General features: G+C 73.9%; 13 protein-coding genes. 7 read left to right on the top strand and 6 right to left on the bottom strand.

Annotated features, from left to right (window positions below; all coding sequences use genetic code 11):
• Positions 1-11 precede the first annotated feature (11 nt).
• The 6 genes from WME85_RS50010 (at position 12) to WME85_RS49985 (ending at position 7751) form a co-directional block, all read left to right on the top strand.
• Positions 12-698: a sterol desaturase family protein gene (locus WME85_RS50010; RefSeq protein WP_437832482.1), complete on the top strand. Its 687-nt coding sequence runs from the start codon at positions 12-14 to the stop codon at positions 696-698.
• Between the two features lie 149 nt (positions 699-847).
• Positions 848-2032, top strand: coding sequence for a hypothetical protein (locus WME85_RS50005; RefSeq protein ID WP_437832480.1), 1185 nt, complete (start codon positions 848-850; stop codon positions 2030-2032).
• A 348-nt stretch (positions 2033-2380) separates the two neighbouring features.
• Positions 2381-4087 carry an ATP-binding protein gene (locus WME85_RS50000; protein ID WP_437832477.1) on the top strand — a complete coding sequence of 569 codons (1707 nt, stop codon included), beginning with the start codon at positions 2381-2383 and terminating at the stop codon, positions 4085-4087.
• Complete coding sequence (locus tag WME85_RS49995) at positions 4084-5235, top strand: response regulator (protein WP_437832474.1); 1152 nt, start codon at positions 4084-4086, stop codon at positions 5233-5235. The genes WME85_RS50000 and WME85_RS49995 overlap by 4 nt, the downstream gene beginning before the upstream one ends.
• A gap of 322 nt (positions 5236-5557) precedes the next feature.
• The gene (locus WME85_RS49990; protein ID WP_437832472.1) at positions 5558-6571 is read left to right on the top strand and encodes a hypothetical protein; all 1014 of its coding nucleotides are present in this window, start codon (positions 5558-5560) and stop codon (positions 6569-6571) included.
• A gap of 520 nt (positions 6572-7091) precedes the next feature.
• A complete protein-coding gene (locus tag WME85_RS49985; RefSeq protein WP_437832470.1) occupies positions 7092-7751 on the top strand; it encodes a superoxide dismutase family protein in 660 nt (219 codons plus the stop codon).
• A 397-nt stretch (positions 7752-8148) separates the two neighbouring features.
• On the opposite strand, the gene WME85_RS49980 is transcribed toward WME85_RS49985, so the two are convergent.
• From WME85_RS49980 to WME85_RS49960, 5 genes are all read right to left on the bottom strand, one after another.
• Positions 8149-9927, bottom strand: coding sequence for a serine/threonine-protein kinase (locus WME85_RS49980; RefSeq protein WP_437832467.1), 1779 nt, complete (start codon positions 9925-9927; stop codon positions 8149-8151).
• 203 nt (positions 9928-10130) lie between these two features.
• Positions 10131-13646 (bottom strand): protein kinase domain-containing protein, encoded by a 3516-nt coding sequence (locus tag WME85_RS49975; protein WP_437832465.1) that lies wholly within the window; start codon positions 13644-13646, stop codon positions 10131-10133.
• Between the two features lie 67 nt (positions 13647-13713).
• Positions 13714-18660 (bottom strand): FIST N-terminal domain-containing protein, encoded by a 4947-nt coding sequence (locus WME85_RS49970; protein WP_437832462.1) that lies wholly within the window; start codon positions 18658-18660, stop codon positions 13714-13716.
• Positions 18661-18680: 20 nt separating this feature from the next.
• On the bottom strand, positions 18681-19940 hold the full coding sequence (locus tag WME85_RS49965) for a PP2C family protein-serine/threonine phosphatase (RefSeq protein ID WP_437832459.1): 1260 nt from the start codon (positions 19938-19940) through the stop codon (positions 18681-18683).
• A gap of 48 nt (positions 19941-19988) precedes the next feature.
• On the bottom strand, positions 19989-21011 hold the full coding sequence (locus WME85_RS49960; protein WP_437832456.1) for a hypothetical protein: 1023 nt from the start codon (positions 21009-21011) through the stop codon (positions 19989-19991).
• A gap of 307 nt (positions 21012-21318) precedes the next feature.
• Here WME85_RS49960 and WME85_RS49955 point away from each other — a divergent pair, with 307 nt between their 5' ends.
• A complete protein-coding gene (locus tag WME85_RS49955; protein ID WP_437832453.1) occupies positions 21319-24414 on the top strand; it encodes a PAS domain S-box protein in 3096 nt (1031 codons plus the stop codon).
• Between the two features lie 163 nt (positions 24415-24577).
• Here the strand turns inward: WME85_RS49955 and WME85_RS49950 are convergent, their stop codons facing one another.
• Positions 24578-24787, bottom strand: a complete 210-nt coding sequence (locus WME85_RS49950; RefSeq protein WP_437832450.1) for a hypothetical protein — start codon at positions 24785-24787, stop codon at positions 24578-24580.
• Positions 24788-25745 lie beyond the last annotated feature (958 nt).

The raw sequence follows: 25745 nt of genomic DNA, 5'->3' as shown, positions 1-25745 counted from the left end.
CATAGTTTTTGATGCCTCTGAACGAGCCGGCTGCTCCGCGGGCGCGGCGGCGGCGGCGCGCGGAGATCGCGGCGCGGATCCCGCGCGGGTATAGCCCGGCGCTCCACCTGGCGGCCCCGACGGCGCTCGGCGTCGTCGTGCTCGCGGCGGTGGCGCGCCTCCTCGACGCCGTCGCGCCCGTCGAGCTGCTCGCGGTCCCGGCGACGCTGCTGCTCGCCCTCGCGTTCGAGTGGTGGGCGCACCGGTCCGTGCTGCACCGGCGGGCGCCGCTGCTCGGCGCGCTGTGCGAGCGGCACGAGCGCGAGCACCACCTCGCCTTCACCGCCGACGACATGGCGCTGCGGAGCGCCCGCGAGCTCTGGCTGGTGCTGACGCCGCCCTGCTCGGCGCTCCTCGTCCTCGCCTTGCTGCTGCCGATCGCCGCGGCGGCGGGCCTCTTGCTCTCGCGGGACGCGGCGCTGCTCGGGCTCGCGACGGCGGTGGGGTTCTTCGTCAGCTACGAGTGGCTGCACCTCGCGTATCACCTGCCGCCGGACAGCCCGGTGTACCGGGTCCCGGGGCTCGCGCGGCTCCGCGAGCACCACCGCCGGCACCACGACCCGCGGCTCATGAAGCGCTGGAACTTCAACGTGACCGTGCCCGTGTTCGACCTCGTCCGGGGCACGCTCTGGTCGCCGCGCCCGCGCGGCGGCGCGTAGCCGGCGCGGCCGACGTGCCCGCGCGGCGGCGCGTGGCCGGCGCGGCCGGCGTGCCCGCGCGGCGGCGCGTGGCCGGCGTGCCCGCGCGGCCGTGCGTGGCCGGCGCGCGCGCCGGGGCGCCCGCGACGCCCGTGTGCTAACGGTCGCGCGTGCAGACGCGGACCAGAGACGGCCTCGTGCTCCTGCTCGCCGGGGTCCTGCTCGGCGGCGGGCTCGCCTGGCTCCTCGGCCGCCGGCAGGAGGCGCCTCCCGCGGCGCCGCGCGCGCTCGACGCCGTGCCGGCGGGCGCGCTCCTCGTCGCGACGCTCGACCTCCCGGCGCTGCGCGCCTCGCCCGCGTTCGCCCCCTTCCTGCGCGAGGAGCGCGAGATCCCCGGGCTCGGCAAGGTGCGCGACGTGTGCGGCTTCGACCCGATGGTCGGGCTCACCGAGGTGGCCGTCGCCATCCCGTCGGCGGGCGAGAGCGGCGACTTCGGGCTGGCCGCGGCCGGCGCCGTGCAGGACGAGGCGCTGCTCGCGTGCGCCTCGAAGGTCATCAAGGCCCGCGGCGGGCAGCCGGTCGTCTCCACGATCGGCAGCTTCCGCGCGGTGCGCGACTCGAGCGCCGAGGGCCACGGCGAGATCGCCGTGCGCCCCGGCGGGCCGATCCTGCTCGGCGGCGGGGCGTACCTGCGCGCCATGATCGACGCCGCCGACGGCCGCGCCCCGGCCGTCGGCGCGACCGACGCGCACGACGCGATCGCCCGCGAGGTCGGCGAGGGCGCGGCGCGCGTCACCGTGGTCCTCACGCCCGAGCAGCGCGCCGAGCTCGGGCGCGAGCTCGCCGCGAGCGGCGCCGGCCGGTCGCCCGCGGCGTCCATCCGCTCCGGCGGCGTCGGCGTCGCGCTCGGCCCCGAGATCGCGGTCCACGGCGCCGTCCTCTGCGACGCGGAGGCCCCGTGCGCCGCGCTCGGCGCGGAGCTGCGCGCCGCCCGCGACGCGCGCGCGGAGGACTTCGCGACGCGGCTCATCGGCTTCGGGGCCGTGCTCGAGCGCGTCGCGATCGCCGCCGAGGGCAAGGCGCTCCACGCGCGCGTCAAGCTGTCGCCCGAGGAAGCCGGCGTCCTCGTCGATCGGCTCGCCTCGCTGCGCGGCCTCCGTCAGCCCGCGCAGCCGCCGGCGCCCGCGCTGCCACCCGCGCGCGACGGGGGCGACGCGCCGCGCGGAGACGCCGGCGCCCCGCCGACGGAAGAGGTCGTCGCGCCGCGAAAGCGCAGCGCAGACGCCGGCGCCCCGCCGACGGAAGAGGTCGTCGCGCCGCGGCAGCGGGCGAGGCCGGACGGCGGCGCGCCGTGACGCCGCGGGCGCCGCGAGCGCCGGCCAGGCGCGCGCCGATGCGGACGCGACGCGAGCACGCGGCACGTCGCGCTGCGCTTTCGCCGGAGAACCCCCGTCGAGGAGGCTGCGAAGCACTTCGTGCGGTCGCTGACCCGGGCCGCAGGAACGTGATCCCCGCGCCGCGCTGCGGCGAGGCGATTCCGTGGTCCACCTGACGAGCGCGCCGCCCCGCGGGCGAAGCCGCGCGGCGCGCCCGAACGTGGCCCCGCGCGCTGTCCCGAACTCCTGTACGCTGATCGTTGCCTTCCGGCGGGATCGGCGCTCCGGCCCTCCCCGCCGCGATGGGCTGGGTGGGGGGCATATCGCATGCAGCTGGTCGGGATCTCCGCCTCCGTGGTCGTCGGGACCCTCGTTGTGGTCGTCCTCTGGGCGCTCCGCCGGCGGCTCCGCGCCCGCGAGCGCGATCTCGAGTGGAGAGCGCAGGAGCTCGCGGTGAGCCGCGCCGCGGAGCAGCGGCTCACCGAGGAGCTCGTCGACGCGCGGCGGGCCGAGGAGGAGGCGCGCCGGGCGAAGGCCGAGGCCGAGGCGGCGAGCCGGGCGAAGAGCGCGTTCCTCGCCAACATGAGCCACGAGCTCAGGACGCCGCTCAACTCGATCCTCGGCTTCGCGCAGCTCATGGAGCGCGACGTCTCGCTCGGCGACCGGCACCGCGAGAACCTCGCGGTCATCTGCAAGAGCGGCGAGCACCTGCTCGGCCTCGTGAACGACATCCTCGAGATGGCGAAGATCGAGGCCGGCCGGATGACGCTCGCCGAGGCCGACTTCGACCTCCACGGGATGCTCTCGGGGCTGTCGGAGATGTTCGCCGTCGAGGCGCAGAAGCGGGGGCTCACGCTCAAGGTCGAGCGGGAGCCGGACGTGCCGCAGCTCGTCCACGGCGACGAGGGCAAGCTGCGGCAGGTGCTGATCAACCTGCTCGGCAACGCGCTGAAGTTCACGCCGAGGGGGTCGGTGACGCTGCGCGCGTGGGCGCGGCGCGCTACTGGCATACGTGAAGGCGGCGTGCGTGAGGGCGGCATACGCGAGGGCGGCGCCCACGACGGCGCGACGGCGGGCCGGGCGCGGGTGTCGTTCGAGGTGACCGACACCGGCCGGGGCATGGCCGAGGAGGAGCTCGCGGAGCTCTTCGAGGCGTTCGCGCAGACCGCGAGCGGGCGGAGGTCGCGCGAGGGCACGGGCCTCGGCCTGCACATCAGCCGCCGCATCGTGCGGATGATGGGGGGCGACATGCACGTGGAGAGCCGGCTCGGCCGCGGGACGACGCTCCGCTTCGACGTGCGCCTGACGCTCCCCGACGCGGGCGGCGCGCGGCTCAGCGCGGCGCCGCGCTCGCGGCGCGTCGTCGGCCTCGCGCCGGGCCAGCCGCGGTACCGCGTGCTCGTGGTCGACGACCGGTGGGACGTGCGCCACTGCCTGCTCAAGCTGCTCGACTCGGTGGGCGTCGAGGTGCGCAGCGCGACCAACGGGCTCGGGGCGGTGGCGCAATGGGAGACGTGGTCGCCGCACCTCGTCCTGCTCGACCTGCGCATGCCGCTGCTCGACGGCTACGAGGCGGCGAGCCGCATCAAGTCGAGCCCGCGTGGGCGCGAGACGGTCGTCGTCGCGATGACCGCGAGCGCGTTCGAGCAGAACCGGCTGCTCGCGGCGGAGGCCGGGTGCGACGACTTCGTGAGCAAGCCGTTCCGCGACGCGGACATCTTCAACCTCCTGACGAAGCACCTCGGGGCCCGCTTCGAGCACGAGGACCGCCCCGCCGCGCCGTCGCCCCCGGCGCTGGCGCCTGGGGCGCGGTCCGTCGACCTCGCGCGCGCGGCGGCCGAGCTGCCCCCGTCGCTGCGCAAGGACCTCCGGCGGGCGGCGACGCGGCTCGACGCGAAGGCGGTGCAGGCGACCATCGAGCAGTTCCGGCCGGAGGACGCGGAGCTCGCGGGGGCGGTGGCCGAGCTCGCGCGAGGGTATCGCTTCGACAGCATCTTGGCGCTATCGAGCGCAGACGAGGAGGAGCCGTCATGACGGACACCGACGCAAAGCCAGCGCCCCGCGCGCGCGTGGAGATCGGGGGCGCGCGGCCGGAGCGCCCGCGGGAGGACGCCGCCAACATCCTGATCGTGGACGACATGCCGGCGAACCTGTCGCTCCTCACCTCGATGCTGACGGCGCAGGGCTACGAGGTGCGGGCGGCGATCAGCGGCGCGATGGCGCTGATGTCGGCGGCGGCGGTGGCGCCGGACCTCATCCTGCTCGACGTGAACATGCCCCAGATGGACGGCTACGAGGTGTGCCGGCGGCTGAAGGCGGACCCGCGGACGGCGGACATCCCGGTCATCTTCCTGAGCGCGATGACGGGCATCGGCGACAAGGTGATGGCGTTCGAGGCGGGCGGCGTCGACTACGTGACGAAGCCGTTCGAGCTGCGCGAGGTGCTGGCGCGGGTGGGCACGCAGCTGCTCCTGCACCGGCAGCGCCGGGAGCTCGAGCGGCAGCGGAAGGAGCTCGAGGAGCGCTACGCGCAGGTCCGCCAGATGCAGGCGGCGCTGCGCGGGTACCTGTCCGACCGGGCGTGGGAGAGCATCGAGGAGAGCGTCTCGTCGAACAGGCCGAGCCCGCCGGCGCGCGAGGTGCTGACGGTGCTGGTCAGCGACATCGAGGACTTCGTGCGGCTCTCGGAGCACGAGGACCCGGGGCCGCTGCTCGCGGATCTCAGCCTCTACATGGCCACGGTGGCGCAGGTCGTCTACGACCACCAGGGCGAGGTCGACAAGTACGTGGGCGACGGCATGCTCGCGTTCTTCCGGAGCGCGCCGGACGCGCTCGCGGCGGCGCAGCGCATCCAGCGGGCGATCGCGGACTTCAACGAACAGCAGCGCTCCCACGGCCGGCCTGCCTTCCCGACGCGGCTCGGGCTCTCGACTGGGCCGGTCCTCCTGGCGAGCATCGGGTCGAGCGGCAGGCGGGAGTTCACGATCATCGGCGATCGTGTGAACACCGCGTTTCGGATTCAGGCGCAGGCCAGGGCCGGTGGCCTGCTGATGGATGAGGCGACGTTCGCCGCGGCCGGGAGCCCGGCAGGCGCGGTGCCCGCGATGGTGCGGATCCGGGGCAAGCAGGGAGAGGAGAGGCTCTATGCGATCTCCCCCGATACGGCGCTCGCCGGCGGGTAGTGCTGTCATTTGAACATGAAGGCGGTAAGGCGGGAAGAAAATCTCAATGATCTTCCCGCCTTACCGCCTTCATGTGAACCCTCTCTGGGCAAATGACAGCACCACCCACCGGCGCGGATCGCGGCGGCACGTGAACGCTCACACGCGCTCCTGGAGGCGCGGAGGGCGGCTCTTCAAGGCAGCTTCCGGGGATGGCGGATTACACTGCACTCGCCCGGTTCATGGGATCTCGAGCCCATGGACGGGGTGTTCCGACAGAAACGTTCGTTCTTGAACCACGCGAGGCGCTCGTGCAATAGTCGCCGCGGAGGACCGAACGAAAATGAAGCTTCATTATTGCGTTAGCTTGCTGGGTCTCTTCGCGATGACCGCTATGGGCGCTGCCGCGTGCGGCGATGACGACGGCGGCACGAGCTCGTCGACGTCGACCGGCACGGGCGGCGGCGCCACGGGCACGGGCGGCGGCGCCACGGGCACGGGCGGCGGCGCCACGGGCACGGGTGGCGGCGCCACGGGCACGGGCGGCGGCGCCACGGGCACGGGCGGCGGCGACACGGCGTGTGCCGGTACGTCGCTGATCTGCGACGACTTCGAGTCGTACGAGGGCCAGGGCGCCCCGGGCGACAAGTGGAAGGTCTACACGGCCATGGACGGCTCCGCGGTCAGCGTCGACACGACGAAGGCTTTCAGCGGCACCAAGTCCGTCAAGCTCACCACGCCCGCGAGCACCGGGGACAACAACTACAAGTCCGCGATGATCCAGTTCATCGACGCGGACAAGCTGCCGACCGACGCCAACGTCATTCACGGTCGCATGATGTTCTTCCTCGAGTCCGCGCCCACCGGGGACGTCCACTGGACCATCATCGACGGCTCGGGGACCATCCCGGGCAGCGATTTCATGGGGGCGCCCTACGCGGCGCAGTATCGCTACGGCGGCCAGCATCCGGTCACGGGCGGCAGCCAGCTCATGGCGAACTACGATACGCCCGGCTACTGGAGCGACCCGAAGACGGGCCCGCAGACGGACTGCTGGCACCACGCAAACGAGACGACGGTGGTCCCGGTCAACGAGTGGGCGTGCGTCGAGTTCAGCTTCGACGGGCCGAAGAACGAGATGCGCTTCTGGCTCAACGGAACCGAGCTGACCGACCTCAAGGTGTCCGGGACCGGCCAGGGCTGCGCCAACAACATGGAGGGCTTCGAGTGGACCGCGCCGGCGTTCGACAAGATCGCCCTCGGCTGGGAGTCCTATCAGCCCGACGAGCCGCGCACGGCGTGGATCGATGACGTGGTGATCGGCACCGAGCAGATCGGCTGCCCCGACGCGCAGTGAGGCGACCGCGAGGCGCGGAGGTAGACTCCGCGCCTCGTCCACCACCGCACAGCGCCGTTCACGACGGTGAGGCCTGCAGCTGCCGCACCGCCAGCGTGCCCGCCTCGCCCCCACGCCGTGGTTCGCGCTCGCCCTGGGCGCCTCGCCGCCTGGTCGCCGGCCGCCGCGCGCGCCGCTGATACCATCGATGAGCGCGCGCGGGCTTCAGGAAATCCCCGGATGTGCCCCCGGTGAATCACCGGATCTCATACTCCACACCACCGACATCCACTCGGCACCTCAGGCGGCGTGCACCGCAGCGAGGGACTTGCCGCCAGGTGGCGGAGCGCCTCGGCCTGGCGCGGCGGGCGCGGCATTCCTTTCAGGTCGCCCACCCTCTCGATGGACAGGAACGCCGCCAGACCTCGTCCGCGCCGGTGACCGCACCTGACGATTGTAGAGTTCGCCGATTGATCGCCCGCCGGGTCCGCTCTACGAGACGGCCGAGGTCCAACGCTTCACGAACCTGGAGGTCTCCGCTGTGACGAAACCGGCCTATCCCCTCTCGCTGCTCGCCTCGTTCGCCCTGGTCGTCGCTGCCTGCGGCGGCGCGCCCGAGCCGGCCCCCGCGGTCCCCGACGTCCCCGCCCAGCCGGCGCAGCCGGCGCCCGAGGCGCCCGCCGCGCCCGCGACGCCGGCGCCCGAGGCGAGCCCGCAGGGCGACGGCGCCGCGTCAGCGCCCGCCGCCGCGGCGCCCGTCACGGTCGAGGTGCCCATCGAGTCGCGGACCAACTCGAAGCTCAAGGGCTCGGCGACCTTCACCGAGGTCGACGGCGGCGTGAAGGTCAACGTCCAGGTCACGGGCGCCCCCAAGGGCAAGATCGCCGTGCACGTGCACGAGACCGGCGACTGCAGCGCGCCGGACGCGAAGAGCGCCGGGGCGCACTACAACCCCGAGAACCATCCGCACGGCCTCCCCGACGCCTCGGCCCGCCACCTCGGCGACCTCGGCAACATCGAGGTCAAGGCCGATGGGACCGGCGCTCACGAGATCGTCGCCAAGGGCGCGAACCTCAAGCAGGGCGCGCCGAACACCTTCCTGGGCCGCGCCATCATCGTCCACGAGAAGCAGGACGACGGCGGCCAGCCGGCCGGAAACGCCGGGGGCCGCATCGGCTGCGGCGTCATCCAGAGCAAGTGACGCAGCGCCCCGCTGCTCGCTCGTGACACGATGAGCCCACCTCGCCCCGCGCCTGGAGAGCGCCGCTCGCCGCGTCGCGAGAGTGCACCTCTGGAGCGCCGGCGCGGCGGCTCGACCTGGGTCGACGCTCCTCCAGGTCAAATACAGCTACCCGGATAGGAATCACCAGAACGCCACGGACTCCAGGAGAGCCCAGAGCTCATCCTCTTCATCTTGGCGCTCTTGGCGTCCTTGGCGGTTCATCCCCTTCCCTCCTGGCGCAGAGATCCAGATCGAGACCCCCATCACGCGCCAAGGACACTAGAGACCCCAGCGAGCGCACGGACTGGCACGCTGAGTCAACGCTCGCTCTTGAGCCGCGCGACAGTCCGCAGCACCGGAGTCGACCGCTCCCGCGTCATCGAGGCGGAGCGCTGGCCGACAACACGTGTCTTCGCGAGGAGGCGCCAGGAACCGGGACGCTCCTGCTCGCGGGGAGCCTCGTCGCGGCCGCGGCGCGGGCCGCAGGGCGGTCCTCGGCGCGCGGGGCCTGCTCTCGGAGCTCCTCGCGCCGGACGTTCGCCACCGGCTCGGACGAGGGTAACAGCGAAGCGGAAGGGGCCGCGACGGCCAGAGGGGCGTGACCGGCGGGACCGGCGCTGCCCGCCTCGGTCCAGGGTGCGCCTGCAAGGGGCGGTCCCGTGGCGCGAGCTCCGGATGATCGTTCGGACTCGCCCGAGGGCTCCGATTGCTCCGCGCACCGAGTCCCACCCACGAGCAGCACGGCGACGATCGCCACCGCCACCGCCGCCACCCCGGGGGGCGAGAGCAGCCGCCAGAGCCGCGACGCCAGGACGCTGCCGCGCGGCCTCAGCCCGGCGAGCGTCGCCTCCCCGATGAGGACGTCATCGAGTGGCGGCCAGTCCGCAACGGCGGCGGCCTCGCCCAGCCCCGCAGCGCCGACCGCCGGCTCGACGCTGGCCCTGGCCGCGACGACGGCCGCCCCTCCGGGTCCCGCAAGGCTGGCCGCCGGCTCGACGCCCGCCCTGCCCGCCGAGGCGGCGGCCCCGCCCGGTCCCGCGGCGCCCGCCGCCGCGCGGGGAACCGAGGGCGGCGGGGCAGCCGAAAGGGGCTCCTCGGGGCGCAGCGCGAGCACGACACCGCTCGTCGAGGATCTCGGGCCGGACGCGACGGAAGCCGCGACGGCGTCCCCTGCGTCGGCGCCCCCCGCGCTGGCCGGCGCGCCGGCCGTCCCCTCGCGCGGCCCCCCGCGGAGCAGCCGCTGGATGCGCTCGACGAGCGGCTGCGCAGCGGGCGGCGCGAACGGGCTCAGCGCCAGCGCCAGCTCCGCCACGTCGGGCCAGCGCCTGTCGCGGTCCCGCTCGAGACACCGCATGATGATCGGATCGATCGCCGGCGTGAGCCCGCGGCGGACCTTCGACGGCAGCGGCGGCACGAACGTGCCCCCGAGCACCAGCGAGACCGTCTGGACCGAGCGCGCGTGCATGGGATACCGGCCCGTGAGCAGCACGTAGAGGAGCGAGCCGATCGCCCAGATGTCCGCGCGCGCGTCGACGTCGCGCTGCCCACGCATCTGCTCGGGAGGCATGTAGTGCGGCGTCCCGAGCATCTGGCCCGTGCTCGTCTGCATCTCGGACACGCCCAGCGACGCCGCCCGCGACACCTTGGAGATGCCGAAATCGAGCACCTTGATGCACGGCGCGCCGTCCCCGGCGTGCGTCAAGAACAGGTTCGCCGGCTTCACGTCGCGGTGCACGAGCCCGATCGCGTGAGCCTCCGCGAGCGCGTCGCAGGCCTGGATCACGTAGAGCGTCGCCTCCTCGAGCGGCAGCGGGCCCCGCTGCTTGCGGATGACCCGGAGATCGAGGCCGGCCAGGAACTCCATCACCATGAAGGGCAGGCCGCCCGCGAGCTCCCCGATCTCGTGCACCTTCACCACGTGATCGCTCTTCAGCCGCGCCGCGATCCGCGCCTCCCGGAGGAAACGCTCGCACATCTCCGGATCGGCGGCCGTGGCCGGCAGCAGCAGCTTGATCGCCCGGAGCTCGCCGATCTCCACGTGCGTCGCGGCGACCACCGCGCCCATCGCCCCCTTGGCGAGCAGCCGATTCACGCGGTACCTGCCCGCGATCAGGGTTCCGACCTCCAGCCCTTGGATCTCTTCCAGGCCGCGCATGCTCGAGACCTCCGACCGGGGGCGCCGCCTGTCCAGCATACCGCAGGCACCCTGCGGGCGCGGCGCCCGTGACGGCGCTGCCGCCAGATCCAGCGGCGTCGAAGAGCAACAAGCCACGCGCACGCGCACGCGCCGGCGATCTTTCACGTGGTGCCGCGACGCCGCGACGCCGCGACGCCAGCGCAAGCGCGACTCGCCCGGGCTCAGCCCCCTCCCCGCGCCCCGCCCTGTGCCTTGATCGCCATCGTCCGCCTCGCGCCGCCGGACTCGACCGTGAGCTCGACCGCGCCGCCCTCGCGCGTGTTCTGCAGCGCGTAACGCAGCGCGTCGAAATTCGCGAGCGGCCGGCCGTTGATGGCGACGACGACGTCGCCGACGCGCACGCCCGCGGCCGCCGCGGGGCCGGGATCTTCCACGGCCACGACGACGGCGTCGCCGCTCGTCTTCAGCTCGCCTTCGAGCAGGGGGAAGATCGGCGCCGCGGTCAGCCCGAACGCGCTCACCGTCCGCCGGTAGCTCTGCACGGCGGCGTCGAAGCTCTCCTTGCGCATGCGGTAGCGCGCGATCGCCAGCACGGCGCCGTCGCGCTCCTGGAAGCGCGCGTCGACGCGCTCGGGGGTGGCGAACGCGCCGACCTGCTTCAGGTAGCGGTTCGCCTCGGCCTCGGCCATGCCGGCGCGCCGCGAGCCGCCGCCGCGCGCCTGGATGAAGCCGTACGCCTGCGACCCGGCGAGCGCGGGGACGACGTTGCTCGCCAGCCGGGAGATCGCGTCGGCGCGCGCGGCCGAGAGCGCCGTCTCCCGGCTCTCGCCGGTGCCCTCGCCGACCACGAAGATCGCGTCGCCCTCGGCGACGAACGGGTGCTGCATCCAGGGCGGCATCTCCTCGACCGACGCCGGCAACGCCGCGCGCCGCCCAGCGCTCGCCGAGGCCGCGGCGCCCGCGCCGGCGCCGGTCGAAGGGCGCGAGCGACCCCAGCCCCGGAACGCGAAGCCCACGCTGAGGAACAGCAGCGCCGCCGACACCGCGACCGCCACGAACGCCCAGCGCGAGCCAGGGCCGGCAGCCGCGGACGCCCTCGCCGGGGCGCGGGCCCGCGGGCGCGACGCCGCCCCCGCCGTCGCCGAGGACCCCGGCGACGACGCCGCTCCCGGCGACGACGCCGCTCCCGGCGACGACGTCGCCCCCGGCGACGACGTCGCCCCCGGCGACGACACCGCCCCCGGCGACGACGCCGCTCCGGACGACGACGCCGCCCCCCCGTCCGCCTCCGCGGCCGGGCCCCTCGCCGCCGCCCCCTTCGCCAACGCCGCCGCGGCGGACCCCGGCGCCGCCGCCGCGCTCGCCGCCGCGGCGGAGCCCCTCGCCGCCCCCGGCGCTGGCTCCGCGGCCGGCGCGCGCGGCGGCTCCGGCGCGGCGCCGAGCCGCTTCAGCACCGGCCGGAGCGACAGGAACGAGAGCGGCGCGTTGCACCGCTTGCACGGCATGTACGGCTCCCGGTCCTCGAGCGCGGCCTGGACCGCCTCCTTCACGTCGAGCAGCGTCTGCCTCGGCGCGTCGCACCGCTCGCACAGGCCGTCGACGAGCGCCGAGACCACCGCCGCCCGCAGCGGGGGCGCCGCCGCGGCGAGGTGGTCGAGCAGCGCGACCGGACAGCCCTCGATCTGGATCGACGTCACCTCGTCGCCCAGCGCGCGGAGCCCGAGCTCGAGCGCCCGCGCCCCCTCGGGCGTCGCCCCCGCCGCGCCCGCGAGGTCGAGCACCAGATCCCCCTCGATCCCGTCGAGCGCGCGCTTCCACCGCACCTGCGCGTCGAGCTTGCAGCGCACCCGGATGCGCGTCCCGCGCTCGTCGACCGTCTTCTCGATCGCCTCGTGCGTGCCGGCGTCGAGCCGCGCGATCTCGTCGAGCGCCACCCGCACGTCGTGCGGCAGCTGGATCCCCGCGTGGCTGACCGCGAACGCGAAGTAGCTCTCGGCGTCGTCGTCGAACACCGCCGCCCCGCCGCAGCGCGGGCAAGGGCTCGCGGGCGGCTCGTGCGTCCTGACGAGGTGCGCGTCGCGGTCGCAGTCGAACAGCCGCTCGAACGCGTGGCCGCACCGCTCGCACCGGTACGGGCCGTAGAACGACACGATGCGCCCGTCGCCGAAGAAGCGGCGGATCATGCTGACCTGGTTCACGATCGGCTCGGTGCAGCGGCCGATGTAGAGCTCGGACGCGTGCAGCGAGACCTCGGCCAGCATCGCCATCCACTCGCGCACGCCGAACGACGTGACCCGCTGCACCCCGCCGAGATCGAAGAGCACGCGGCCGGAGATGCCCCGCGCCACCGCGAGCCCCTGGAGCTCCTCGGTCATCCGGCCCGACAGCGAGACGATGAGCAGGTTGCCCAGCTTGCGCCGGGTCACCGTGAGGGCGCGCGGCGCGTGCCCGTGCGCCCCCTCGATCTCCGCCCCGGCGCCGACGTCCACGGCGGTCAGCGAGGGCAGCGAGGGGTGCCGCCGGGAGCGCGCGGGCGGCGGCGGGTCGAGGTCGTGCGCCGGCTCGATCCGCGACGCCGAGGAGAAGAGCGGCGCCGACAGCTTCGTCGCGGCGCCGCCAGGGCGCTCGGCGCTGCGCAGGCTCGGCGGCGACCCGGCGCCGGCGTCGAGCTCGCCCGCGAAGGAGTCGTCGTTCTGCATCGACTCCTGCCTCTCGACGATGTGCGACAGGAGCTCGGTCTCCGAGCCGAGCGCGCCCCGCCAGGCCTCCACCCGCTGGCCGAACAGCTCCGACATGAACGACGACAGCGCGAGCGAGGAGGTCGCGAGCCGCTCTTCCCGGGCGAAGGCCTCGAGGTCGATCTGGAGATCCCGCGCCGTCGGGTACCGCTTCTCCCGGTCCCGCTCGAGGCACCTGAGCACGATGCGCTCCAGGACCTTCGGGTAGTCGCCGCACACCTCGCTCGGCGGCATCACGGGGTCCTCGACGATCGCCCGCATCAGCTCGAACTCGGTGGCGCCGCGCCGGAACAGCCGGCTGCCCGTCGACATCTCGTAGAGCAGGATGCCCACCGAGTAGATGTCGCTCCGGCGGTCGAGCTTCTCGCTCGTGCACTGCTCGGGCGACATGTACGGGACCTTGCCCTTGAGCGCGCCGTCGCGCGTCTCGTTCACGCGGTTCGCCGCCTTCGCGATCCCGAAGTCGAGGATCTTCACGGCCCCGTCGTAGGTGACGAACACGTTGTGCGGGGACACGTCGCGGTGGACGATGTTCAGCGGCTTGCCGTCGAAGCCGACCTTCTCGTGCGCGTAGTGGAGCCCGGCCGCGACGCCGGCCGCGATCGTGATCGCGTGCTCGACCGGCATGCGCCGCCCCGCCTTCCTCAGCGATTTCTTGACCGTCCGGAGGTCCTCGCCGTGGAGGTACTCCATGGCGATGACCGGGACGCCGTCGACCTCCTCGATGTCGTACATCTGGACCAGGTTGGGGTGGTCCAGGGTGGCGGCGATGCGCGCCTCATCGAGGAACATCCGCACGAACTCGGGGCTGTCCGCGAGGTGCGGGAGGATCTGCTTGACCACGCAGATCTTCCGCACGCCCGAGATGCCCGCGACGGAGGCCACCCAGATCTCGGCCATGCCGCCCATGCCGATCTTCTTGAGCAGGCGGTACCTGCCGAGCGCCGTCGGGCGCCGCGACGCGGCGCTCATCGGACCCGCGGCGTGGCGCTCGCTCATGCGCCCGCCTCCGCCGTGCGGGCCGGCGGCGTCAGCTGTCCAGGGGCGCGGCGAGCGATCATGGGGCTCATCGAGGGTCGGCCTGGGACTTCGCGAAGCTCACGCTGCGGCGCTCGCCGCGCGACTCGATCTGGACCGTTACCGTACCACCGCGCGCGGTGCGCGCCCACGCGTCGGCCGTCGCCTTCCCGAAGACCTCGACCGAGTAGACGGGGCGCTCGTTGACCGAGAGCACCACGTCGCCCGCGACAATCTCCGCCTCCGCGCCCTGACGGGGGCGCTCCACCGCGACGACGACGAGGTCGCCGGCGGTGCGGGTGCTCGCCTCGAGCTGGGGGAAGAAGCGCGCCACGGTGATCCCCTGGAACGTGGCCGTCTGGCGGTAGCTCGCCGCGGCCGCCTCGAAGCTCTGCCGCGGCAGCCGGTAGCGCGCGAAGGCGACGACGCCGCCGCCCTCGCGCCGCACGACGGCGTCCACGCGCTCGGGCGTCGCGAACGATCCGACCTGGGCGAGAAAGCGCCCGGCGATGCGCTCGACGACCTCGGCGCGCTGCGCCGGCCTGGCCTCGACCGGCGGGTGCACGACGAGCAGCTCGGCCATGGGAGAGCTCGCGAGCTCGACAGCGAGGCCGGACGTGAGGCGCTCGATCGCGTTGTTGCGCGCCGCGGCGAGCGCGTCCGCCTCGCTGGCCGTGGGGCCGCCGCGGCCGACGACGAAGACGCTCTCGCCCTCGATGACGAACGGCCGCTCCACCCACGGCGGCGGGAGGTCGTCGATCGAGGACCAGCCCGCGGAGGCCCGGGCGCTCGCCGAGGGCGTCGGCGCGCGCGCGGCCAGCGAGGGGGAAGCGGGCACCGCCGAGGCCGCGGGCGAGGCGGGCGCCGCCGAGGCCGCGGCCGGCGCGGCGGGGCTCCCGCCACCGCGAAAGACCGCGAAGCCGGCGGCCACGAGGGCGACGACGCCGAGCAGCGCGAGGAAGGCCGCGCTCGCGCCCGCGCCCGGCTGCGACGGCGTCGCCGCCGGGACGGCCGGCGGCGACGACGGCGGCGCTGCCGCGAGGGCGGCCGGCTGCGTCGAGGAGGGCGCTGCCGCCGGGGCGGCCCGCCGCGCCGAGGAGGGCGCTGCCGCCGGGGCGGCCCGCTGCGCCGAGGAGGGCGCTGCCGCCGGGGCAGCCGGCTGCGGCGGCTTCGGGGAGCGCGCCGTCGCGACGGCGGGCGGCGGGGCCGAGGGCGGGCGCGCCGCGTGGGCGCCGAGCAGGTAGAGCAGCGAGCGGGAGCCGTCGAAGGCGAGCGGCGTGTTGCAGCGCTTGCAGGTGACGCTCGGATCGTGGCCGCTGCGGAGGAGGTCGGCCTGCCGATCGACCTCGACGAGCGCGGTCCGCGTCGCGCCGCACGACGCGCAGCGCCCCTCGACGATCGCGGACTCGACCCGCGCGAGCTGCGGCCAGGAGGGGCTCGCCATGCGCTCGGCGAGCAGCCGGGGACAGCCCTCGATGCGGACGGACTCGACGGCGCCGTCCAGCTTGCGGAGCGCCGACTCGAAGCGCGCCGCGCCCTCGGACGTGACGCCGGGGACGCTGCTCAGGTCGAAGACGACCTGGCCCTCGAGGCCGTCGATGATGCGGCTCCAGCGGAGCGAGGCGGTCATCTTGCTCCCCACCTTCAGCCGGGTGACGCGCCCCTCGACGGTCTTCTCCACCGCCTCGCCGCCGACAGGGTCGTCGCCCTTCTCGAGCTCGAGCAGGATCTCCCGCACCTCGGGCGGGATCGCGCCGGCGCCGTGCTGCGCGACGAACCCGAAGTAGGTCTGCGCGTCGTCGTCGAAGGCGCCGGCGCCGCCGCAGCGAGGGCACACCGCCTCGGGCGGCTTGCCCTCGGCGAGCGAGGCCGCGTCGTGGGCGCAGTCGACGAGGCGCTCGAACTGGGCGCCGCACGGCTCGCAGCAGTAGGGCGCATAGAACGATACGACCTGCCCGCCACCGGCGAACCGCCGGATCATGCTGAGCTGGTTGATGACCGGCTCGGAGCAGCGCGCGAGGTAGAGGGCGCGGAGGCGGGGCTGGGCCGCCTGGATCATCTGGAGCCACTCGCGGACGCCGAACGACGTGATCCGCTCGACGCCGGCGAGGTCGATCAGCACCCTGCCGTCGAGCTCCCTGGCGAGCGCCGCGCCCTTGAACGCCTCGGTCATGCGCCCGGCGAGCCGGACGACGAGGACGTCGCCGATCTTGCGCCGATCGAACACGAGGCTGTCGAGGCGGCCGGCGGCGCCGGCGGGCGGCACGCTCCGCGTCGGCGCGGCGCGCTGCGGCCGGGAAGGCGACGACTGCCGGTCCACGGCGGTGGGCAGGCGGCTCGACGAGACCGGCCCCGAGGCGGGCCCGGAGAGCCGCGGGTGCGACCCCCGGTGGCCGTTCGGCGGCACGCGGATGGTCGGCCGCGCCTCCTCGCCGCTGTGCGCCGCGCGCGGCGTCGCCGTCGCGGCGCGCTCGGCGTCATCGGCCGCCGGCAGCGGCGTGAGCGACTCGGAGAGGACGGTGAGGGTCATGGTCTGGTTGTGCAGGTCGCAGTGGCCGGTCGCGTAGGGCGAGATCTCGCCGTACGAGTAGAAGCCCGTCACCCGCGTGCCCCGCGGCAGCACGTCCAGCACCGCCTCGACCTCCTCCTCCGTCCGGTCGCCCAGCACGATCCGACGACCCACGCAGCTGATCGCGATCGCCAGCGCCCCCTCGCCCCCCGCCCGGCCCGCCTCGCTCGCCGCGCGCGCCGCCTGCTCCGCGCCCCCGATCAGCCGCTCGAAGTCCGCCTTCATCAGCTGCACGAGGTGACCCTTCGGCACGTCCCCCGCGAACGTCATCGACTGCGCCTCGTGGTCGACCGCGAGCACCGTCCGCACCAGGAACTTCTCGTCCTGCGCCGTCGCCCGCATCGCCAGCGGGAACAACAGCGCAGACGCCGGCAGCTCCGCCGCCTTGTCCCCGAGGTACTCCTTGTACAGCGACAGCGCCGGACGGCCGTCGACCTCGTACAGCACGTTGCCCTCCGAGCGCGTCACCACCCGCTCCGGACCGAACTTGTCCCACCCGCCCTTGGAACCGTGCTGGATCACCACGTGCTCGCCGTACAGCCCCACGGCCGCCACCATCCCGCTGCGCACCGTGTCCCCGAGGCACACCCACGTCCGCTGGAACCGCGTCCCGTCCCCGGACAGCCCGCCCGCCACCACCACCGACTCGGGCAGCACCGCGTTCAGCCCGCGCACCAGCTGGCTGCCGTTCACGCCGAGCCCCTCCGACAGCACGATCACCCCGCGCAGCCCCGGGCGCTCCAGCTTCCGCGCCAGCGCTTGCCCCGCTGCGAACGACTCCGACGCGCTCGCCACCTCCACCTGCGCCGTCGCCAGCGTCGTGCGCTCGAACCGCGCCACCGCCACACTCAGCGTCCCGTCGCGCACCGACGTGCCCGCGATCTCCCCCGCGCTCGAGCACCCCACCATGTGCGATCTCGGGTATGCCCGCCGCAGCTCCCGGATCGCCCCGGGGTCGTCCAGGAACTCCGGCGCGCCGAACACGAGCACCAGCGTCCGGTCGCTGTCGAGCGCGGGCAGCGCCCGCACCGACCACTTGCCCGTCTCGCGCGTGAACGAGAGCGTCTCGATCTGCATCCCGCGCGGCATCCCGCGGGCCGGGCTCGACGCGGGCGACGCGAACGACGGCGGCTCGAAGGCCGTGTCGGAGGCGATCTCGAGCTCCTCGAACTCCGCCATCCCGCCCGCCGGCTGCGCGACCACGCGCGCGGCCACCGCCGGCGCCCGCGCGGCGGCGCGCGGCCTCCGCTCCCGCGGCTCCTCGCTCCGGACGAGCAGCGGGGACGACTCGGAGAGGACGGTGAGGGTCATGGTCTGGTTGTGCAGGTCGCAGTGGCCGGTCGCGTACGGCGAGATCTCGCCGTACGAGTAGAAGCCCGTCACCCGCGTGCCCCGCGGCAGCACGTCCAGCACCGCCTCGACCTCCTCCTCCGTCCGGTCGCCCAGCACGATCCGACGACCCACGCAGCTGATCGCGATCGCCAGCGCCCCCTCGCCCCCCGCCCGGCCCGCCTCGCTCGCCGCGCGCGCCGCCTGCTCCGCGCCCCCGATCAGCCGCTCGAAGTCCGCCTTCATCAGCTGCACGAGGTGACCCTTCGGCACGTCCCCCGCGAACGTCATCGACTGCGCCTCGTGGTCCACCGCCAGCACCGTGCGCACGAGGAACTTCTCGTCCTGCGCCGTCGCCCGCATCGCCAGCGGGAACAACAGCGCTGACGCCGGCAGCTCCGCCGCCTTGTCCCCGAGGTACTCCTTGTACAGCGACAGCGCCGGCTTGCCGTCGACCTCGTACAGCACGTTGCCCTCCGAGCGCGTCACCACCCGCTCCGGACCGAACTTGTCCCACCCGCCCTTGGACCCGTGCTGGATCACCACGTGCTCGCCGTACAGCCCCACGGCCGCCACCATCCCGCTGCGCACCGTGTCCCCGAGGCACACCCACGTCCGCTGGAACCGCGTCCCGTCCCCGGACAGCCCGCCCGCCACCACCACCGACTCGGGCAGCACCGCGTTCAGCCCGCGTACGAGCTGGCTGCCGTTCACGCCGAGCCCCTCCGACAGCACGATCACCCCGCGCAGCCCCGGGCGCTCCAGCTTCCGCGCCAGCGCTTGCCCCGCTGCGAACGACTCCGACGCGCTCGCCACCTCCACCTGCGCCGTCGCCAGCGTCGCGCGCTCGAACCGCGCCACCGCCACACTCAGCGTCCCGTCGCGCACCGACGTGCCCGCGATCTCCCCCGCGCTCGAGCACCCCACCATGTGCGATCTCGGGTACGCCCGCCGCAGCTCCCGGATCGCCCCGGGGTCGTCCAGGAACTCCGGCGCGCCGAACACGAGCACCAGCGTCCGGTCGCTGTCGAGCACGGGCATCACCCGCACCGACCACTTCCGGCTGTCCCGATCGTAGTGGAACGTCTCGAGGATCATGGGGGCTCCTCGCCCCCAGGCTACAGCACGCGGGCGGCGACGAGGGTCATGTCATCGTCGAGGGATCGGTCGCCGCGGAACCTGGTGACCGCCGCGACGATCGCGTCCCGCGCCTCCTCGGGCGCGCAGGTGGCCACGCTCTGGAAGAGCGCCCGCAGCCGCCGCTCGCTGAACTGCTCGCTCGCCTCGTTCTCACATTCGGTGACGCCGTCGGTGAACCAGAGGAGGGCGTCGCCGCCCTCCAGCTGCACGGTGCTCGACGTGTACTCGGCAGAGCTCGCCGCCCCGAGCGGCGAGCCCTGCGAGGCGATCTGGCGGACGGTGTTGTTCCTGACCAGGTACGGGAACGGGTGGCCGGCGTTCGCGACGGTCAGCGAGCGCGCCTCCGGATCGAAGATGCACGCCGCGCACGTCATCAGGTACCGCTGCTTCCCCGCCTCGAAGATCGAGCAGTTCATGAGCCGGAGCAGCTGCTCGGCGCTGAGCGCCTCGCGCACGAACGTGCGCGCGACGTCGCACGCGGCCTTCGCCGCGCCCGTGATGATCGCGGAGGAGATGCCGTGCCCGGTCACGTCGCCGATGACCGTGAGCAGCCTGCCGTCCGGCAGGTCGTGGAAGGTCCACCAGTCGCCGCCGCACTCCGCCGCGGGCTGGAAGTGGCTGGCGAGCCGCAGCGAGCGCCGCTCGATCACGTCGTCGCCCGGCACGAGCATCTGCTGGACGGCGCGCGCCACCTCGAGCTGCTTCTTCAGCGACGCCCGCTCCGCCGTGTCGTAGAGCAGCTGCACGAGCCGATCCCCGAGCGCGACGAGCTGGACGCGGACCTCGTTGATCGCCTCGTCCGAGCCGCCCGCGCCGGCGTCGCCCGCGCCCGCGCCCGCGCCCGCGTCGCCCGCGCTGCCCAGCGAGAGGAGCTCGCCGAGCGTCGACGCGAAGCGCCGCTTGGCCGTGGAGATCGTCGAGGTGACCTCGAGCGGCATCGACGGCTCCACCTGCGAGTTGGCGGCGTCGTGGAAGAGGGTGAGCGCGTCGCCGATGGCCACGACGACGCTGCGCAGGCGGTCCCGCTCGGCGAGCAGCTGCCGGTGGAGCGCGCCCATCTCGTTCGTGGAGAGGTCGAGCGAGCGGGTGAGCAGGCTCCGGTCGTCGGCGACGTGGCGGTAGTGCTCGCTGATCCGCGCGACGACCTTGTTCCAGGTTTCCCGGTCGGGCGGCTCGCTGAGGTCCTCGAGCCCGAGGCGCCTCAGCTGCCGCGCGAGGAGCGGATCGATCTCAGCCACGGCCACCGCCCCGGCCGGGCCGCGAAGGGGGCGCCGCGAGGCCGCGCGTCACCACCCGGTCCGCTCCAGGGTCTCCATCGCGGGCGTGGAGCGCTCGAAGAAGTGGACGGACGCGGGGAGCGAGCGGAACTCGCGCGGGTTCACGTCGAGGTCCCAGAAGGAGGTCACCATGGTCGAGGCGGTGGGCGAGACGTCGACGACCAGCACCGCGCCGGCCGCGTAGATCTTGAGCATGCCGAGGCCGGCGCCGCCGCGCGAGGTGTCGAGCACGGCGGCGCGGGCGGCGTCGGCGCCGCGGGCGCTCAGGCCGCGGGTGATGCCCTCGAAGACGTGGTGCCGCCGGAGGCCGCCGAACGGGTCGTGCGCCTGGAGCGCGATGTGCGCGCCGTCGGTGCCGAGCCGCAGCGTGGGGATCTCGCCCTCCTCGAGGACGATGTCGCTGCGCCGGTCGTGCGTGTAGCGCGGGCGCCCGCTGCCATCGACGGGCGCGTCGTACATGGCGTTCATGAGCAGCTCGTGCGCGAGCGCGGCGAGCCGCTCGGCGACGCGCGCGGGGGCGCCGGCGCGCTCGGCCCACTGCGCGACCTCGCCGACGGTGCGGTCCCGGTCCTCGCTGGTGCGGGGGCGCCACTTCACGATGGTGGCGCCCCAGGAGAGCAGGTCGGAGAGGCGCGGCGCGAGCGCGAGCGGCTTGAGGATGCGCCGGACGGCGAGCGCGATCTCCCACGGCCTGGGCATCGAGGCGAAGCTCGGCCACCCGACGATGCTGGAGAGCCGCGGCTCCTTGAGGGCGGCGTGGAGGACCGCGTCGGTGTTGCCCGAGGTCCACACGAGCAGGTGCAGGCTGGGGTAGCGCTCGGCGGTCCATTCAAGCGCGAGCTCGAGGTCGGCGGCGTCGCAGCCGAGCAGCAGGGGGCGGTCGGACAGCCGCGCGCGGAGCTCGGCCGGATCGCTGGCCACCGGCACGTCCTGCATGCCGGCGGCGGCCGACATGACGCGCGCGATCCGCTGGCCGACGACGCGGTTCCGCTCGAGCACGGCGATCGTCGCTTTCGGGGCTGAATCGCTCAAGGGGTCACCGCGGGGGTTGCCAGCGTCGCGAGGGCGCGGGGCGCAGAGGATTACATCATGGTTCGCGGGCGGGAGGCGGCGGGAAGAGGGCCCGGGGCCGGGGAAGGAAGGCGCGGGCGGCGGCCGAGGAGAGTGGGCGACGCGGAGCTGGTCACCAGGATGGCGCCATTTCACCAGGGTGTTTCAGATTGCCTGTCCTGCCGAGGTCTCCACGCGGCGATCCCTGCGCCGCCCTTGCGGAATACATCAACGTGGACAAGCGTCCGAGATGCTCTGCCGGTCGCGCCGGGCGGAATCCATCCATCGAATGGACGTGACCTCTCCGAAGTACGATCGCGATGCCACGCGGCGCGGCATCGAGCCACAGTTCCGTCTGCTCGCCGAGAGCATCCCACATCTGGTATGGGCCACCTGCGGCGACGGCTCGTTCGCGTACGTCAACCGCCGCTTCTGCGAGTACACCGGCCTCTCCGCCGAGCAGGCGAGGTGCCTCGGGCTGGCCGCCGTCCTCCACCCGGAGGACGCGGCGCGCTACGCCGCGGCGTGGCGGGCGGCCGCCGCGGGGGGCACGGCGCTCGAGCTGGAGGTCCGGTTGCGGCGGCACGATGGCGTCTATCGCTGGTTCCTCGGCCGCGCCGAGCCCACCGAGGACGCCGGCGGCCGCGGAGAGCGCTGGATAGGCACGGCCACCGACATCGATGAGCGGAGGCGACGCGACATCACCGTCCGCAGGCGCGCCGAGGAGGGCCTGCGCCAGAGCGAGGCGCGCCTGCAGCTGGCCCTCGCGGGCGGCCAGCTCGGCGTCTGGGAGTGGGAGCTGGCGAGCAGCCGCCTCTTCTGGTCGAGCGAGGCGCTCGAGTGCGCGGGCCTCAGCGCGGCGCAGTTCGGCGGCACCCAGGACGATTTCGAGCGCCTCGTGCACCCCGACGACAGGGAGGCGGTCTGGGCGCACATCGAGAGCGCGCTGCGCGGCGAGACGGACTACTCCGGCGAATTCCGCCTCCTCCACGCCGACGGGCAGGTGCGCTGGGTCCACTCCCGCGCGATGGTGCTGCGGGATCGCGACGGGCGGCCGCTCCGGATGGTGGGCGTGGTCGGGGACATCACCGCCCGCAAGCTCTCCGAGCTGGCCCTCCGGGAGAGCGAGGCGCGCTTCCGCAACATGGCCGATCAAGCGCCCGTGATGATCTGGGTCACGGGCCCCGACGGGCGCGCCACGTACGGGAACCGGCTGTGGATGGAGTTCTCGGGCCAGGCCGAGGCGACCGCCGTCGGCCTCGGCTGGCTCGAGGCGCTGCACCCCGAGGATCGTCTGGCGACCCTGCAGACGTTCCGGCGGGCCGAGGCGCGGCGCGAGTCCTTCCGGCTGGAGTACCGCCTGCGCCGGCACGACGGCGCGTACCGCTGGTGCATCGCCTCGGGCACCCCCCGGCTCGGCCCGGACGGAGAGTTCCTCGGCTACGTCGGCTCGGTCATCGACATCACCGAGCGCAAGGAGGCGGAGCTCCTGCTGCAGGAGAGCGAGGAGCGGTTCCGCCGCGCCGTGATGGCGGCCCCGTTCCCCGTCATGATCCACGCCGAGGACGGCCAGGTCGTCTGCGTCAACCGCGCGTGGACGGACATCGCCGGCTACGCTGCCGGGGACCTTCCCACCATCGAGGCGTGGGTCAGCAGGGCGCACGGGGCGCAGAAGGACGAGATCCTCGCCAGGATCCGGGCCCTGTACGCGCGGGAGGTGCCCTCCAACACCGAGCTCGAGGCCACCATCACCACGGCGACCGGCGAGCGGCGCACGTGGCTGTTCCGCGGGGAGCCGTTCGGGAAGGACGCGGCGGGCCGGCGGCTCGCCATCAGCATCGCCCACGACATCACCGAGAGGAAGCGGGCCGACGACGCGCTCCGGGAGAGCGAGGCGAAGTTCCGGACGCTGGCCGACGCCATGCCGCAGATCGTCTGGACGTCTCGCCCCGACGGCAGCACCGAGTACTACAACCGCAAGTGGTACGAGTTCACCGCGGTGCGGGAGGGCGAGGCCACCCCCGACAGCTGGATCTCCTTCCTGCACGAGGACGATCGCGGGCGGTGCGTGGACGCGTGGCGCCGCGCCGTCGTGACCGGCGAGCCCCTGGAGATCGAGTACCGCTTCTTCGGCGCTGCTGCGCGCGAGCACCGCTGGTTCCTCGGCCGCGCGCTGCCGGTGCGCGGGCCGTCGGGCGAGATCGTGCAGTGGTATGGCACCGCCACGGACATCCACGATCAGAAGTGCGCGGAGGCCTCGCTGAAGGAAGCGGATCGGCGCAAGGACGAGTTCCTGGCGATGCTCGCCCACGAGCTGCGCAACCCGCTCGGACCCCTGCGCAACGCCGTCGAGATCCTCCGGCGGTCCGGGCTGCAGCAGCCGTGGGCGGCGCAGGCGTGCGGCGTGCTCGAGCGGCAGGTCGTGCACATGGCCCGGCTGGTGGACGACCTGCTCGACGTCTCGCGCGTCGCCCGCGGCAGGATCACGCTGCGCAAGGAGCGCTGCGACCTGCCGCAGCTGCTCCGGCAGACCGCCGAGGACTACCGCAGCACGCTCGAGGCGAACGGCGTGGCGCTCGCGCTGGAGATCCCGGCCGAGCCGCTGTGGGTCCACGCCGACCCGACCCGCCTGTCGCAGGCCATCAGCAACGTGCTGCACAACGCGAACAAGTTCACCGACGCCGGCGGCCGGGTGACGGTCTCGCTGTCGGCGACGCCGGAGGGCTCCGCCGAGATCCGCGTCCGCGACACGGGCATCGGCATGGATGCGGCGATGCTGGCCCGCGCCTTCGACCCGTTCACCCAGGCCGATCGCAGCCTCGAGCGCAGCCAGGGCGGGCTCGGGCTGGGCCTTTCGCTGGTGAGGGGCCTGGTCGAGATGCACGGCGGCGCCGTCTCGGCCGAGAGCGCGGGCATCGGCCGCGGGACGGCGGTGGTCGTCCGCCTCCCGCTGGAGCGCGGCGTGGCGCCGTCCGCCCCGCGCCCGGCGCCGACGTCGGACGTCGCCGCGCGATCGTTGCGCGTCCTGGTCATCGAGGACAACGCGGACGCCGCGACGATGTTGCAGGCGCTGCTCACCATGGAGGGCTACCGGGTCGAGGTGGCCCTGTCCGGGCCCGCCGGCGTCGATGCGGCCCGCTCGTTCCTGCCGGAGGTGATCCTCTGCGACATCGGCCTCCCCGGCGGGATGGATGGGTACAGCGTGGCGCGGGCCCTGAAGGGCGGCGCGGGCGCCTCCCCCTGGCTCCTCATCGCGCTGACCGGCTACGGCCGGGAGGAAGATCGCCGCCGGGCCCAGGAAGCCGGCTTCGACATGCACTTCACCAAGCCGATCGAGCCGAGCGCCCTGGAGAGCCTCCTCGCTTCGATCGCGGCGCGGGGGTGAGGGTCCGGGCACACCGAGGACGCGGGCGACGTCTGCTGCTTGGAGCGGTGAGGATGGCGACGAGCTTCATTCCGCCTTGGCAGGCCGGGAACGCGAGGACGTCGATCGCGAACGTGGGACGAACTTGGGCGACGAATTTGCGGTGGCGAACGGGCGCGAGCCGTCACTTCGCTCGGGATTTCGGGGGCACCAGACCGCCGATCGCACCCGTTCGGAAGGTATCGACCCAGCCCGGGCCCAGCCGCCGGCGCTTGAGCATGGCGAGCTCGCGCCAGCCGACCCGTCGCCTCGGGCCGCCGTGGTCGCCTCGCTCGCCGGCACCCTGAGCCGTGCCGTCGCGCTCGGCGATGAAGAGGCGGCCCGGGTCGTTCACGAGGCGATCGGGCGGCTGCTCGGGCCCCCTGTGGCACCGGAGAGGTGCGTAAGCTCGCGCTGACGCTAACCCGCCGTAACGAGACGGCCTGTCTCCGCCGCAGGCGAAGGCGGCTGTCCGGCCGCCGTGCTCCCGCGCAGCGGACAACGGCGCCGGTTGTGCGCCGCCGGATAGGGAGAGCTTTCCGTCACGAATCGGCGGGCCTACATCTCCGGTAGTAACGAGTGCCATAAGGACGAAGTTGCAGAGGCGAACCGTCGCGATGCGTCGGAACGAATTTGCCGTGGCGAACCGTCGCGATCCGTCGCATTCGTCCAGCTTTTTGGAAGACGTGAACCCGGATTGCCCCCGCTCGGAGGGAATGGCCCAACCCGGGCTCAACCTCCGGGCCCCGGGGTCGAGAGCTCGCGCCCATCGAGACGTCGCCACGGGCTGCGGTGATCACCGAGCTTGCCAGCACCCTGAGCCGCCCCATCGCGCTCGCGGACGAGCAGGCGGCCCGGATCGTTCATGAGCCAATCGATCGGCTGCTCGGCCTGACGCCAGCACCGGGCGGGCGAGCGAGGTCGCGCCGACAGTAGCAGTCCGCATGGACGGGGCGCCAAGGTAGGATAAACGCGGAGATCCGCGGAGGCCGAACCACGTCGTCTTAATCCGCTTAGTCCTCGATCTGCCGCGGCCCGGGTACTGCTGATCCCTAGCGGCGCAGCGCGCCGACGACGCGCCCGCGCCCGGTCAACGAACTGGGGCGAGGTCCGAGAAGCCCTGCGACCGGATGAACGTCGCCCCAACATCACCGCCGCGGACAGGCATAATGTGCTCGTGATACCGGGGATCCCGGCCCAGGCCCATCAGGTTGTGCCTGCCGCTCCCGGCGGGCCTCAGGTCCCGCACGCCACGCCGCTAGGGCGACGCGGTGCGGTGGAACTGGGGCGAAAGGCGCTGCTTCCCGCGAGTG

Origin of the sequence: Sorangium sp. So ce1153 (assembly GCF_051521595.1) — a bacterium.
Lineage (GTDB): Bacteria > Myxococcota_A > Polyangia > Polyangiales > Polyangiaceae > Sorangium.
Note: the sequence above shows the minus strand (reverse complement) of the source record. Positions and strands in the feature narration are given on the sequence as shown.

Bases quoted from the DNA above. Each gene is read 5' to 3' on its own strand.
- WME85_RS50010 (WP_437832482.1), top strand. From the start codon at position 12: ATGCCTCTGAACGAGCCGGCTGCTCCGCGGGCGCGGCGGCGGCGGCGC.
- WME85_RS49980 (WP_437832467.1), bottom strand. From the start codon at position 9,927: ATGCGCGGCCTGGAAGAGATCCAAGGGCTGGAGGTCGGAACCCTGATC.
- WME85_RS50000 (WP_437832477.1), top strand. From the start codon at position 2,381: ATGCAGCTGGTCGGGATCTCCGCCTCCGTGGTCGTCGGGACCCTCGTT.
- WME85_RS49970 (WP_437832462.1), bottom strand. From the start codon at position 18,660: ATGATCCTCGAGACGTTCCACTACGATCGGGACAGCCGGAAGTGGTCG.
- WME85_RS49990 (WP_437832472.1), top strand. From the start codon at position 5,558: ATGAAGCTTCATTATTGCGTTAGCTTGCTGGGTCTCTTCGCGATGACC.
- WME85_RS49975 (WP_437832465.1), bottom strand. From the start codon at position 13,646: ATGAGCGAGCGCCACGCCGCGGGTCCGATGAGCGCCGCGTCGCGGCGC.
- WME85_RS49955 (WP_437832453.1), top strand. From the start codon at position 21,319: ATGGACGTGACCTCTCCGAAGTACGATCGCGATGCCACGCGGCGCGGC.
- WME85_RS49995 (WP_437832474.1), top strand. From the start codon at position 4,084: ATGACGGACACCGACGCAAAGCCAGCGCCCCGCGCGCGCGTGGAGATC.